We start from the raw sequence: 13,143 nt of genomic DNA on the forward strand, positions 1-13,143 counted from the left end.
CCCCTCACTCGGCGAGGTCGACGGCCTCCGGCAGGTTGGCCTCGGCGATCCGGCGGGCGATCTCGCCGGGGCGGACGGGGCGCCCGAAGTGCCAGCCCTGCGCCCAGTCGCAGCCCATCAGCCGCAGCCGCTCGGCGTCGGCGCGGTTCTCCACGCCCTCCGCGGTGACGGTCAGCCCGAGGGTGTGCGCGAGCGAGACGAGTCCGCTGACGATCCGCCAGCCGAGGTGGGTGTCCTTGGCCGGGTCGTGCAGGTCTCCGACGAAGGAGCCGGCGATCTTCAGGCCGGAGACCGGCAGGTCGCGCAGGTAGGCGAGGTTCGACCAGCCGGTGCCGAAGTCGTCGACGGCCAGCGAGACGCCGAGGTCGACCAGGCCGTGCAGCGACTTGAGCGCCTCGTCCTCGGGGCCGACCACGGTGGACTCGGTGATCTCCAGTTGCAGCTTGCCGGGCTGCAGGCCGCTCGTGCGCAGGATACGGTCGAGGTCGGCGACCAGGCCGGCGTTGCGGGCCTGACGGACCGCCAGGTTGACGTTCAACTGCGGCGCCCGGTCGCCGAACCGGCGCACCCAGTCGGCCGCCTGGCCGCAGGCCTGCTCCAGCACCCACCGGCCGAGCGGCATGATCAGACCGGTCTCCTCGGCGGTGCCGACGAACTCCTCGGGCCCGAGCACGCCGAGCTGCGGGTGGCGCCAGCGCACCAGCGCCTCCACCGCGGCGAGCGACCCGTCCGCGAGGTTGACCAGCGGCTGGTAGTCGATGAAGAACTCTCCGCGGTCCAGCGCGGACGGCATCCGCACGGACACCGCGTACCGGCTGACCGCGCGGGCGTTCTCCTTCGGGTCGAACAGCGTCCAGCGGCCGCGGCCGGCCTCCTTGGCCCGATAGAGCGTCAGGTCCGCGGCCCGGACGGCGGCGCCCGGCGTGGTGGTGGCGACCCGGCGCTCCAGGACGCCGACGCTCGCGCCGACGGCGAGCTTGTGGTCGCCGACGATCACCGGCTTGGCCAGCGCGGCGAGCACCGTCTTGGCGGCGGCCACCGCCTCCTGCTCGCCCCGGCAGTTCTCCAGCAGCACCACGAACTCGTCGCCGCCGAGCCGGGCGACCATGTGGCCGAGCGGGGTGAGCGCGGCGTCCAGCCGGCTGGCGACCGCGGTGAGCAGCTGGTCGCCCATGTCGTGGCCGAGGCTGTCGTTGACCACCTTGAAGCCGTCGAGGTCGACGTAGCACAGGCCGAACCGGGCGCCCGGCTCCGGTTCCTCGAAGAGCCGCTCCAGCCGCTCGAAGAAGGCGGCCCGGTTGGGCAGGCCGGTGAGCGAGTCGTGGGTCGCCTGGTGGCGCAGCCGCTCCTGCAGGCGGTAGCGGTCGGTGATGTCCTCCAGCATGGCGACCTGGTACTTGGGCACGCCGTCCGCGTCGCGGATCAGCGAGACGGTCAGGTGGGTCCAGACCACCTCGCCGTCGCGCCGGTAGTACGGCTTGTCGACCTGGAAGTACTCGCGCTTGCCGCTGATGAGGTCGCCGTAGGCCTCCCAGACGCCCGGGGTGTCCTCGGGGTGGACGAGGTCGCCGACCCGGCGGCCGGACATGTCCTCCGGGCCCACGCCGAAGATGTCCCCGATGGCCTTGTTCACGGCCAGGATGTTGCCCTCGACGTCGCCGATGCCGATGCCGATCGCCGCGCTCTCGAAGAGCGCGCGGAAGCGGGCCTCGGACTCGCGCAGGGCGCGCTCCACGCCGTGCCGGGCGGTGTCCGCGGCCAGCCGGATCGCCTCCTGCTCGCGCAGCGTCCGCTCGCGCAGGGCCGCGGCCCAGCCGGCCGCGAAGGCGCCGGAGAGCATCGGGCCGACGCCGTCGGCGGTCGGCTGCCGGTGCAGGATCTCGACCGCCCGGGCCAGCACCTCCGGGTCGGTGAAGTGCGCGTCGACCAGCAGCGCGCCCGCCTGCCGGGCCGGCACGGGGTCGAACGGCCTGGCGCGGCGGGCGCGGTCCAGCAGGTCGGCGGTGCGCTCGACCAGGCTGTCGACGACCCGCGGGTGGACCGCTCCGCCGTGGTTGGCGCCGAGCAGGCGGGCCCACTCCCCGCGCATGCCCTCGGCGCTGCCGGCCCCCACCGGCAGCCCGCCGCTCACGGGAGTCGTCCGACGCCGGCCACGCCCGTCATCCGCTCCGGATGCGGGCCGACCGCCTCCGGATCGTCCGGGCGCCACTCGGGGAGGTAGACCACCCCGGGCTCGACCAGCCCGAAGCCGTCGAAGAAGGCCCCGATGGCCTCCCGGCCGCGCATGGTGAGCGGGGTCGGCGTCCGCCGGTACAGGTCCTGGTGGGCGCCGGCCTGGTCGGGGCGGCCCTCCAGGGAGGCGTGCGAGAGCACCAGCGCGCTGCCGGGCGGCAGCGCGTCGCGCAGCGCCGCGACCAGCTTGTGGGGGTCGTCGGACTCCGGCACGAAGTGCAGCACGGCGACCAGCAGCAGGGCGACCGGCTCGCCCTCCGTGAGCAGGCCGCGCACCTCGGGACGGGCGAGCAGGTCGTCGACGTCCCGCAGGTCGGCCTGGACGACGCTGCTCAGCGGGTCGTCCTGCAGCAGCAGGCGGCTGTGCGCCACGGCGACCGGGTCGTTGTCGACGTAGACCACGCGGGCGTCGGGGGCGACCCGCCGGGCGGCCTCGTGGACGGGCCCGAAGGTCGGGATCCCGGAGCCGATGTCCAGGAACCGGGTGATGCCCGACTCGGCGAGGTACTGGACGGCCCGCCGCAGGAAGGCCCGGTTGGCCCGCATGATCTGCGGCAGCTCCGGCCAGAGTTCGACGGCCTTGCGGGCCGTCCGCCGGTCCGCCTCGAAGTTGTGCGAGCCGCCGAGGTAGTAGTCGTACATGCGGGCCGCATTGGGCTTCTCGAGGTCTGTTCCGGCGGGCACCCAGTTCGGTTGCCGCATGACGGCACCCCCTCCGGTTCAGGAAAAAGCCAACAACTCGACATGATTTTCCTATGATCTGATCTTCATCGCAAGCGGAACGGGAGTTCCCGGCTCCACCCGTCCGCGCCCCGGATTCCTTATGCCGCGCGGTTCCTGACGCCTTCGGCGGAGAATGGTCGCGATGGCCGGACGCATCGAGGACTACGCCCTCATCGGTGACCTCCAGACCGCAGCCCTGGTGGGCAGGGACGGTTCGGTCGACTGGCTGTGCCTGCCGCGCTTCGACTCCCCCAGCTGCTTCGCCGGACTCCTCGGCGACCGCCGGCACGGCGCGTGGCGGCTCGCTCCGGCCGCCGGCGGCGAGTGCACCCGGCGGCGCTACCTCGGCGACAGCCTCGTCCTGGAGTCGCTCTGGGTCACCCCCGGGGGCACCGTGCGGGTGGTCGACTTCATGCCGCAGCGCGACCGCGTCCCGCAGCTGGTGCGGATCGTCGAGGGCGTCAGCGGCACCGTGCCCATGCGCGGCGAACTGCGGCTGCGGTTCAACTACGGCCGGGTCCACCCCTGGGTCCGCCGCACCGAGCACCACCGGGTCGCCGTCGCCGGGCCGGACTCCGCCTGGCTGCGGGTGCCCACCGGGGTGCACACCTACGGCGAGGACGGCACCACCGCCTCCGACTTCACCGTCTCCGCGGGCGAACAGGTGCCCTTCGTGCTCACCTGGCAGCCCTCCCACCTGCACGCCCCGCCGCGGGCCGACCCCGCGCAGGCGCTCGCCGGCACCCTGGACGGCTGGGAGCGGTGGGCGTCCGACTGCCACTACCGCGGCGAGTGGCACCGCGCCGTGCTCCGCTCGCTGATCACCCTCAAGGCCCTCGCCTACGAGCCGACCGGCGGGATCGTCGCCGCCCCGACCGCCTCGCTGCCGGAGGTGCTCGGCGGCGAGCGCAACTGGGACTACCGCTTCTGCTGGCTGCGCGACTCCAGCCTCACCCTCTCCGCCCTGCTGCGCGGCGGCTTCCGCGAGGAGGCGGCCGCCTGGCGCAAGTGGCTGCTGCGCGCGATCGCCGGCGACCCCGGCGACCTGCAGGCCGTCTACGGCGTGGCGGGCGAACGCGGACTGCCCGAGATCGAGGCCGACTGGCTGCCCGGCTACGACGGATCGACGCCGGTGCGGTTCGGCAACGTCGCCGTCCGCCAGCTCCAACTCGACGTCTACGGCGAGGTGGTGGACACCATGCACCTCGCGCTGCAGGCCGGGATCCCAATGGAGCGCCAGGTCTGGAGCCTGCTGCGGACGCTCATGGCCTACCTGGAGAAGCACTGGACGGAGCCCGACGAGGGCCTGTGGGAGGTGCGCGGCGCCCGCCGGCACTTCGTCCACTCCAAGGTGATGGCCTGGGTCGCCGCCGACCGCGCCCTGAAGATGGCCGAACTCACCGGCCTGCCCGCCCCGGTGGACCGCTGGCGGGAGATGCGCGACGCCGTGCACGCGGACGTCTGCGCGAACGGGGTCGACCGCCGCCGCGGCGTGTTCGTCCAGGACTACGGCGGGGAGGACCTGGACGCCGCCACGCTCTTCGTCGTGAAGAGCGGCTTCCTGCCGCCGGACGACCCGCGGGTGGTGCGCACGGTGGACGCCGTCCGCACCGGGCTGGACCACGGCGGGCTGATCCGGCGCTACTCGGCGGGCTCCCGCGCGGACGGCCTGCCCGGCGACGAAGGCGCCTTCCTCGCCTGCTCGTTCTGGCTCGCGGACGCCCTCGGCGCGATCGGCCGCACCGGCGAGGCCCGCGAGCTGTTCGTGCGACTGGTCTCGCTCGGCAACGACGTCGGCCTGCTGGCCGAGGAGTGGGACCCGCACTCGGGACGCCAACTCGGCAACATGCCACAGGCGTTCAGCCACGTCGCCCTGGTCAACTCCGCCTTCGAGCTGGCCTCGCGGTAGGCGAGGGCCTTCAGGGGTGCGTGGGGGTCGCCGTTGCCCCTGAGGGCGGCCCCCGCATGCGGGAGGGCGGCCGATCCCACCGCCGTGGGATCGGCCGCCCGGGGTCCGCGATCAGGTCGCGGCGCGGGTCACAGCGCGGTGCAGGTCAGCGTCGGGACGGCGTTGCTGCCGCCCGAGTTGGTCGCACCGAAGCCGAAGCTCGCGGAGCCGCCGGCGCCGACCGCGCCGTTGTAGGCCGCGTTGGTGACGGTCACCGCCTGGCCGGTCTGGGTGTAGCTGCCGTTCCAGAGGTTGGAGATCTTCTGCTGGCCGCCGTAGGTCCAGGTGACCTTCCAGCCGTTGATCGCCGTGGTGCCGTTGTTGGTGACGGTGACGTCGGCGTTGAAGCCGGCGCCCCAGTCGCTGCTCACCTTGTACGCGGCGGTGCAGCCGGAGCCGTTGCTCGTCCCGGAGGTGGTGACGGAGAGCGCCGAGGAGGCCGCCGAGACGTTGCCCGCCGCGTCCTTCGCCTTGACCGTGTAGCTGTACGCCGTCGAGGCGGTCAGACCGGCGCCTGGGTGTCGGTGGTGCCGCCGGCCGAGGTGGTGACGGAGAGCGCCGAGGAGGCCGCCGAGACGTTGCCCGCCGCGTCCTTCGCCTTGACCGTGTAGCTGTACGCCGTCGAGGCGGTCAGACCGAGACCGGTGTCGGTGAACGAGGTGGTCGCGGACGAGCCGACCAGCGTGGTGCCGCGGTACACGTCGTACCCGGTGACGCCGACGTTGTCGGTGGAGGCCGTCCAGGACAGCGAGACGCTGCTGGAGGTCTTCGCCGACGAGGTCAGACCCGGGTAGGCGTTGGCCAGCAGCTGCTGGAACTGCGCGGAGAACCAGGCACCGGCGAGCGGCGAGTTCGCCAGCGCGCCCGTCATGCTGTTGCCGTTGCGACCGTTGCCCGTGTAGGTCGGGTCGCACATCCGGTCGAAGCCCTTGCCCTCGTCGTTCGGGATCACCTGGCTCGCGCCGTCGGACTCACCCGGGGGCTTGGCCCACACGTAGGCGTCGATGCCCGTGGCGGGCGCGGTGGTCGGGCGCTCGCCGAGGCCGGCACCGCTCTGGTTGCACCAGTTGCCGGCGTGGATGCGGCGGTCGACCCGGCTGCCGTTGACGTAGTCGTCGACGGAGGTCAGCGGGCCCGCGCCGGCCGGACGGGCGGTGCCGCCCCAGCCGTTGCGGGAGGTGTCGATCAGCATGCCGATGCTGCTGTTGAAGCCCTCGCCGACCAGCTTGGTGCGCAGCGCCTGGGCGAAGGACAGCTCGTCGACGTAGTAGTTCCAGTCGACCCACTTGGACTGGCGCACGGTGGTGCCGTTCACCGAGTCGGTGACCTTGAAGTACGGCTCGGTCAGCGCGCTGTAGTTGGCGGTGTTGACGATGAAGCCGGCCACGTCGTTGACGGTGGCGCCGCCGGTGGTGGCGGCCTTCTTGAACTCGGTGGCGGCGGGGCCCATGTTGGAGTCCCAGCCGAGCCAGCCGTGGTGCGCGGCGTCGATGTAGTTGTAGACGTTCGGGATGGCGGCCAGGGTGTGCAGCGCGTAGCCGACGCCGGCCTCGTAGTTGCCGTTCGCCTTCATGGTGGCGCAGGCGTCGGTGGAACCGGCGGTGCCGCCGGCGTTGGTGACCAGGTTCGGCAGCGAGTCGGGCTCGATGACGTTGACGATCCGCAGGCCCGCGTACTTGGAGTCCGACATGATCGCGGCGATCGGGTCGATGTACTCGGTCTTGTAGCGGCCGATCTCGGTGGCGCCGAGTTCGCCGTTGGAGGCGAGGGCGGCGCAGTCACGGCCGGGCAGGTCGTAGATGACGATCTGGACCAGGTTGGCGCCCTGGGCGAGGGCGGTGTCCAGGTGGGCGCGCAGGCCCTTGGCGGAGGAGGAGCCGCTGATCGCGGCGATCCGGTCCATCCAGACGAAGGTCGGCTGGTTGGCGACCGCGGAACCGCCGGGCTCGGCGGCGGCCTTGGCGGACCAGTCCGGGTTCACGTAGACCTTGGCGCCGGCATACGGGTTGTCGAGCTTGGCCTCGGCCGCGGCTGCGGGCTGGACGGCCGTCGCGAGCGGCAGCACGGCTGCGACGCCCAGCGCCGCGGCCGCTGCCGACGTACGCAGACGCCGCATGATGGGGGAAGGCACTTACGGAGTCCTTTCGGGTGGGGGAGGGACCCTGACGTGCATCTGAGGGAGTCGCGGGTGGGAGCGCTCCCACTTACAGGGGATCGACGATACGTCGATGGAACAGTCGGAGCTCGGTCGACGAGTCGTCGGAGCAGCGGGCCTTCTCAACCCGCGCTTCAGGGGTAGGCCCTGAGCTCATGGGATATCAAGCCACGAAGGCCATGCCCCGTCAAGGCATCGGACGGAGTTGACGATGCGAAACCTGAACTCCCGTGGGAGCGCTCCCCTTTTGGGCATGCTGCACGGGCGTGCGCGGTGCCCGTAGCGTGGAGGGGCGGGCGTTGCCCGCCGAGCGGACGGAGGGAGCGGCGGTGACGGAGTCCTTCGACCGCAGCGGGACGGGCAGCAGCAAGTGGGCCCGCGCAGGCCGTGGCCGGATCGCCCTCGGCCTCGCCGACATGGACCTCCCGGGGCCCGCCGCGATCGGCGCCGCCCTGGCCGAGCGGGCCCGCCATCCGGCGTTCGGCTACACGGTGGCCGATCCGGACGGGCCGCGGCTGGTCTCGGACTGGTACCGCCGCCGGCACGGCGCGGAGGTCGACCCGGACTGGGTGCTCTGCCTGCCCTGCGGACCGCGGACCGCGATGCGGCTGCTGCTCGACGCCGCCGCCCCGCTGGTCCGCGGCCGCACCGCCGTCGCGGCGGCGCCGGAGTGGGGCGGCTTCGCCGGGCTCTGCGCCGCAGCCGGCCTGCCGTTCGCCGCCGTCCCGCCCGGCCCCGCCGACGGCCCGGACGGTCTGCCGGCCGACGGCTTCGCCGCCCGGCGGCCCGGGGTGCTGCTGGTCAGCAGCCCGCACAACCCCACCGGACGGCTGCGCACGGCCGCCGGGATCCGCGCGCTGGCCGGACTCGCCGCCGCCGAGGGCGGCCTGCTGGTCTCGGACGAGGTGCACGGCGACCTCGTCCACCCCGACCACGGCCTGCGCCACCCCGTCGCGGTGGCCGTCGCCGATCCTGCCGCGGCCCGGCACACGGTGACCGTGGGATCGGTCGGCAAGACCTTCAACACCTCCGGCATCCCCAGCTGTTGGCTGCTGGTGCCGGACGCCGGCCTGCGCGCCCGGGTCCGCGACCGGGCCGCCGCCCTCGGCGTCTGGGAGGGCGGGCTGCTGGAGCAGATCGTCCAGCGCGCCGCCCTGACCGGCGGCGCCGAGTGGCTGGACGGCCTGCTGCGGCACCTGGCCGCCGCCCGGGACCTCGCCCTGGCGGCGCTCGGCCCGGCCGTGCTCGCCCGCCCGCAGGCCTCGTACCTGCTGTGGCTGGACGGCGCCGTCCTCGGCCTGCCACCCGAACGGGCGAGTGAGGTCGCAATGACGGAGCGTGACGTCGAACTGGCGGACGGGGCCGACTTCGGAGCGCCCCGGCCGGGGCTGCTGCGCCTCAACTACGCCCTGCCGCTGCCGCTGCTGGAACGGGCACTGCACCGTCTGACCCGCCCCTGACCTGCGTTGAGCGGCGATGATGTTTGCCGCGTAGCAGACTGAGCAGGAAATACCGGGCCGCAACCGCGTACCGAGGGATGGTGAGTCCGGTGATACCCGTCCGTCCGCAGCGCAGCACCGATCGAATCGAACAGCCACCCAGCGTGACGCCGCTGACCGAGGCGTCCGCCGAGACCCATCTGGCCGGAATCTGCTTCAAGATCGGGCCGCCCGCTCTGGTCGGCGTCGAGGCCGAGTGGTTCGTCCACGACAGCCGATGTCCCGAGCGGCCGGTCGACCCCGGCCGCACCGCTGCGGCCCTCGCGGCCCTGCCGGAGGACCACGACGGCCCGCGCTTCCCGGCGGGCTCCCGCTTCACCCGCGAACCCGGCGGCCAGGTCGAGCTCAGCTCCCGGCCCGCCGACTCCCCCGCCGCCTGCGCCGCCGACCTGCTGCGCGACCAGGCCGCCCTGCGCACGGCACTGGCCGACCAGGGCCTGCGGCTGACCGGCAGCGGCACCGATCCGCTCGGCCGGACCCGCCGGATGCAGGCCGAACACCCCCGCTACCGCGCGATGCAGACCTTCTTCGACCGCGCCGGGCCCTGGGGCCGGATCATGATGACCGGCACCGCCTCCGTCCAGGTCTGCGTGGACGCCGGCACCGAGGCCGCCGTCGCCCGCCGCTGGCGGCTCGTCCACCGGCTCGGCCCGGTGCTGGTCGCCGCCTTCGCCAACTCCCCGCTGCTGGACGGCCGGCCGACCGGGTTCCGGTCCAGTCGGCAGGTGGTGTGGTCCCGGATGGACCCGACCCGCACCCTCGCCCCGCCGCCCGGCGGCGACCCGCGGGAGGCCTGGGCGCGGTACGTGCTGGACGCCGAGGTGCTGTGCGTCCGCCGGCCCGACGGCCGGCCCTGGACGGCGCCGCCCGGCCTGACCTTCCGGCAGTGGCTGCGCGGCGCCGGTGAGCGGCCCGCCACCCTCGCCGACCTCGAGTACCACCGCACCACGCTCTTCCCGCCCGTCCGGCCGCGCGGCCACCTGGAACTGCGCATGATCGACGCGCAGCCCGGGGACGGCTGGCTCGTCCCGCTCGCCCTGGTGACGGCGCTGCTCGACGACCCGGAGGCGACCGACGCCGCGCTCGCCGCGCTGGAACCGCTCGGCCACGACCGGGCGCTGCCGCCGCCGCGCTGCAGCCTCTGGCGGCGGGCCGCCGCTCTCGCCACCGCCGACCCCGAACTGCGGCAGGCCGCGCTCGCCTGCTTCGCCGCCGCCGAGCGGGCGCTCGCCCGCCGGCCCGAGACCGCCGGACTGCGCCGCGCCCTGGCGGAGTACGCCGACCGCTACCCCGCCCGGGGCCGCTGCCCGGCCGACGACCAGCTGGACGCCGTGCGCGCGGGCCGCCGTCCCGCCGTCGAGGAGGACGCACCGTGCTGAACGCCGACCGCACCGACCCGGCGACGCTCCGCGAGGCGATCGCCACCGAGCTGTTGGCCGCCCGCGACCGCACCGCCGGGCTCACCGGCTGCGTCGACGACCGCGACCTCACCGCCCAGCACTCCCCCCTGATGTCGCCGCTGGTCTGGGACCTCGCGCACATCGGCAACCAGGAGGAGCTGTGGCTGCTGCGCAACGTCGGCGGCCACGACCCGATGCGCCCCGAGATCGACCCGCTCTACGACGCCTTCGAGCACCCGCGGGCCGAGCGGCCCAGCCTGCCGCTGCTGCCGCCCGACGAGGCCCGGCGCTACGCGCACGAGGTCCGCGGCAGGGTCCTCGACCTGCTGGAGGCCAGCCCGCTGGAGGGCGCTCCGCTGCTGGACGCGGGCTTCGCCTTCGGCATGATCGCCCAGCACGAACAGCAGCACGACGAGACGATGCTGATCACCCATCAGCTGCGCCGGGGCGCCGCCGTGCTGGCCGCCCCTCACCCGCCGGCCGCGACGGACGGCCGGCTGCCCGCCGAAGTCCTCGTCCCCGCGGGCCCGTTCACCATGGGCACCGACACCGAACCCTGGGCGCTGGACAACGAGCGGCCCGCGCACCGGGTGGAGCTGCCCGCGTACTGGCTCGACACCGTGCCCGTCACCAACGCCGCCTACCTGGCCTTCGTCGAGGACGGCGGCTACCGGGAACCGCGCTGGTGGACACCGGCCGGCTGGGAGCACCGGACGCAGGCCGGCCTGGTCGCCCCGCTCTTCTGGAGCCGGGACGGCGGCCAGTGGCTGCGCCGCCGGTTCGGCACCGTCGAACCCGTGCCGCCGGACGAGCCGGTGCTGCACGTGAGCTGGTACGAGGCCGACGCGTACGCCCGCTGGGCCGGGCGGCGGCTGCCCACCGAGGCCGAGTGGGAGAAGGCCGCCCGCTTCGACCCGGCCACCGGCCGCTCCCGGCGCTACCCCTGGGGGGACGAGCCGCCCGCCGCCGAGCACGCCAACCTCGGCCAGCGCCATCTGCAGCCCGCCCCGGCCGGCAGCTACCCGGAGGGCACCGCCCCCTGCGGCGCCCGGCAGCTGATCGGCGACGTCTGGGAGTGGACGGCGAGCGACTTCCTGCCCTACCCCGGCTTCGCCCCGTGGCCGTACAAGGAGTACTCCGAGGTGTTCTTCGGCCCGGAGTACAAGGTGCTGCGCGGCGGTTCCTTCGCGGTGGCGCCGGTCGCCTGCCGCGGGACCTTCCGCAACTGGGACTACCCCGTCCGGCGGCAGATCTTCGCCGGGTTCCGCACCGCCCGCTCCGCCGACGCCGCCAGCGGCACGGAGGGCGCCTGATGTGCCGCCACCTCGCCTACCTGGGCGGTGAACTGCCGCTCGGCGCGCTGCTGTTCGACCCGCCGTTCGGGCTCGTCCGGCAGTCCTGGGCGCCCCGGCGGCAGCGGTACGGCACGGTGAACGCCGACGGCTTCGGGGTCGGCTGGTACGCGGCGGGCGACGAGCGGCCGGCCCGGTACCGCCGGGCCGGGCCGATCTGGGCGGACGAGAACCTCGCCGACCTCGCCCGGGTGGTGCGCACCCGGGCGCTGCTGGCCGCCGTCCGCTCGGCCACCGCCGGCTGCGCGCCCGGCGAGGCCGCCGCCGCGCCGTTCGCCGCCGGGCGGCTGCTGTTCAGCCACAACGGCGCCCTGCCGGGCTGGCCGGAGCGGTACGGCCCGCTCGCCGCCACCCTGCCGCCGGCCGACCTGATGGCGCTGGAGGCGCGCAGCGACTCGGCCCTGCTCTGGGCGCTGCTGCTGGCCCGGCTGCGCACCGGCGCCGAGCTCGGCGAGGCCGTGGCCGACACCGTGCGCGAGGCCGCCAAGTACGGCGACGCCAGGCTCAACCTGCTCGTCACCGACGGGACCTCGATCGCCGCGACGGCCTGGGGCGACACGCTCTTCCACCGCTCGGGCCCGGGTGTGGTGGTCGCCTCGGAGCCCTACGACGACGGGCCCGGCTGGATCGAGGTCCCCGACCGCACGCTGCTGCTCGCCGGACCGGCGGGCGTGGCGCTGCACCCGATCGACCGCGCCGAACAGGCGCCCGCTGCACCGGGGTCCGCCCGACCGGGGCGCACCGAGGAGGAGAGCGGCCGGCCCGTACCGGAGCCCGGCCGCCCGACGCGAGAGGACGACTCGCCGTGAGCACCTACGACCTGACCCGCCTGCTGCCCGCCGACCACTTCAGCCACGCGCTACGGCACGACGTGCAGCGGGGCCTGACGGCGAGTCCCAAGTGGCTGCCGCCGAAGTGGTTCTACGACGCGCGGGGCAGCGAGCTGTTCGAGGAGATCACCCGGCTGCCCGAGTACTACCCGACCCGGGCCGAGCGGGAGATCCTCACCGACCGGGCCGAGGAGATCGCCGCGCTCACCCGGGCCCGCACCCTGGTGGAGCTCGGGTCCGGCTCGTCCGAGAAGACCCGTCTGCTGCTGGACGCGCTGAACGGGATCGGCACCCTGCGCGGGTACGTGCCGGTGGACGTCAGCGAGAGCGCGCTGGAGGCCGCGGGCAAGGCGCTGATCGCCGACTACCCGGGCACCGACGTGCACGCGGTGCTCTCCGACTTCACCCAGGGGCTGGGCCTGCCGCCCGGTGGCGGGCCGAGACTGGTGGCCTTCCTCGGCGGCACGCTCGGCAACTTCGTGCCCGCCGAGCGGGCCGGCTTCCTGCGGACCCTGCGGCGGGCCATGGAGCCGGGCGACGCGCTGCTGCTCGGCACCGACCTGGTGAAGGACCCGGCGGTGCTGGTCGCGGCGTACGACGACGCGGCCGGGGTGACGGCGGAGTTCAACAAGAACGTGCTGAACGTGCTCGACCGGGAGCTGGACGCCGACTTCGACCCGGACGCCTTCGAGCACGTGGCGTTCTGGGACACCGAGCAGGAGTGGATCGAGATGCGGCTGCGCTCCGTCCGCGACCAGACGGTGAAGATCCCTGCGCTGGACCTGCCGGTGCACTTCGACGCGGGCGAGGAGCTGCGGACGGAGGTGTCCGCGAAGTTCCGCCGGGAGCGGGTGGCCCGGGAGCTGGCGGCGGCGGGCCTGCGGCTGACCCACTGGTGGACGGACACCGAGGGCCGGTTCGGGCTGTCGCTGGCGGAGCCCGTCTGATCCATCCGAATCCTCATACGATTCAGCTCTTGAACGCCCGACCGGAGTGGTTTGCCC

At 74.2% G+C, this 13,143-nt stretch carries 9 protein-coding genes and 1 pseudogene; 6 read left to right on the forward strand and 4 right to left on the reverse strand.

Annotated features, from left to right (window positions below; all coding sequences use genetic code 11):
• Positions 1–4: 4 nt before the first annotated feature.
• Both IE98_RS0105855 and IE98_RS0105860 read right to left on the reverse strand, forming a co-directional pair.
• Positions 5–2,131: a putative bifunctional diguanylate cyclase/phosphodiesterase gene (locus IE98_RS0105855; RefSeq protein ID WP_052390176.1), complete on the reverse strand. Its 2,127-nt coding sequence runs from the start codon at positions 2,129–2,131 to the stop codon at positions 5–7.
• A complete protein-coding gene (locus IE98_RS0105860; protein WP_030265218.1) occupies positions 2,128–2,934 on the reverse strand; it encodes an SAM-dependent methyltransferase in 807 nt (268 codons plus the stop codon). The genes IE98_RS0105855 and IE98_RS0105860 overlap by 4 nt, the downstream gene beginning before the upstream one ends.
• A gap of 163 nt (positions 2,935–3,097) precedes the next feature.
• On the opposite strand from IE98_RS0105860, the gene IE98_RS0105865 reads away from it, so the two are divergent.
• Positions 3,098–4,864 (forward strand): glycoside hydrolase family 15 protein, encoded by a 1,767-nt coding sequence (locus IE98_RS0105865; protein ID WP_030265220.1) that lies wholly within the window; start codon positions 3,098–3,100, stop codon positions 4,862–4,864.
• A gap of 128 nt (positions 4,865–4,992) precedes the next feature.
• Here the strand turns inward: IE98_RS0105865 and IE98_RS50010 are convergent, their stop codons facing one another.
• Both IE98_RS50010 and IE98_RS0105880 read right to left on the reverse strand, forming a co-directional pair.
• On the reverse strand, positions 4,993–5,409 hold the full coding sequence (locus IE98_RS50010) for a cellulose binding domain-containing protein (protein WP_078660826.1): 417 nt from the start codon (positions 5,407–5,409) through the stop codon (positions 4,993–4,995).
• A gap of 11 nt (positions 5,410–5,420) precedes the next feature.
• A pseudogene (locus tag IE98_RS0105880) lies at positions 5,421–7,019 on the reverse strand (glycoside hydrolase family 6 protein); the annotation flags it as partial.
• 368 nt (positions 7,020–7,387) lie between these two features.
• On the opposite strand from IE98_RS0105880, the gene IE98_RS0105885 reads away from it, so the two are divergent.
• From IE98_RS0105885 to egtD, 5 genes are all read left to right on the forward strand, one after another.
• Entirely contained in the window at positions 7,388–8,518 is a 1,131-nt protein-coding gene (locus IE98_RS0105885) for an aminotransferase class I/II-fold pyridoxal phosphate-dependent enzyme (protein ID WP_030265229.1), read from the forward strand.
• Between the two features lie 143 nt (positions 8,519–8,661).
• A complete protein-coding gene (gene egtA, locus IE98_RS0105890) occupies positions 8,662–9,936 on the forward strand; it encodes an ergothioneine biosynthesis glutamate--cysteine ligase EgtA (protein ID WP_063748869.1) in 1,275 nt (424 codons plus the stop codon).
• Positions 9,930–11,270, forward strand: a complete 1,341-nt coding sequence (gene egtB / locus IE98_RS0105895) for an ergothioneine biosynthesis protein EgtB (protein ID WP_030265236.1) — start codon at positions 9,930–9,932, stop codon at positions 11,268–11,270. The genes egtA and egtB overlap by 7 nt, the downstream gene beginning before the upstream one ends.
• On the forward strand, positions 11,270–12,118 hold the full coding sequence (gene egtC, locus IE98_RS0105900) for an ergothioneine biosynthesis protein EgtC (protein WP_052390177.1): 849 nt from the start codon (positions 11,270–11,272) through the stop codon (positions 12,116–12,118). Before egtB ends, egtC begins: the two co-directional genes overlap by 1 nt.
• Complete coding sequence (gene egtD / locus IE98_RS0105905; protein WP_030265242.1) at positions 12,115–13,086, forward strand: L-histidine N(alpha)-methyltransferase; 972 nt, start codon at positions 12,115–12,117, stop codon at positions 13,084–13,086. Before egtC ends, egtD begins: the two co-directional genes overlap by 4 nt.
• Positions 13,087–13,143: the final 57 nt, after the last annotated feature.

Source organism: Streptomyces sp. NRRL B-24484, from assembly GCF_000717715.1.
GTDB lineage: Bacteria > Actinomycetota > Actinomycetes > Streptomycetales > Streptomycetaceae > Kitasatospora.

Bases quoted from the DNA above. Each gene is read 5' to 3' on its own strand.
- IE98_RS0105860 (WP_030265218.1), bottom strand. From the start codon at position 2,934: ATGCGGCAACCGAACTGGGTGCCCGCCGGAACAGACCTCGAGAAGCCC.
- egtC (WP_052390177.1), top strand. From the start codon at position 11,270: ATGTGCCGCCACCTCGCCTACCTGGGCGGTGAACTGCCGCTCGGCGCG.
- IE98_RS0105865 (WP_030265220.1), top strand. From the start codon at position 3,098: ATGGCCGGACGCATCGAGGACTACGCCCTCATCGGTGACCTCCAGACC.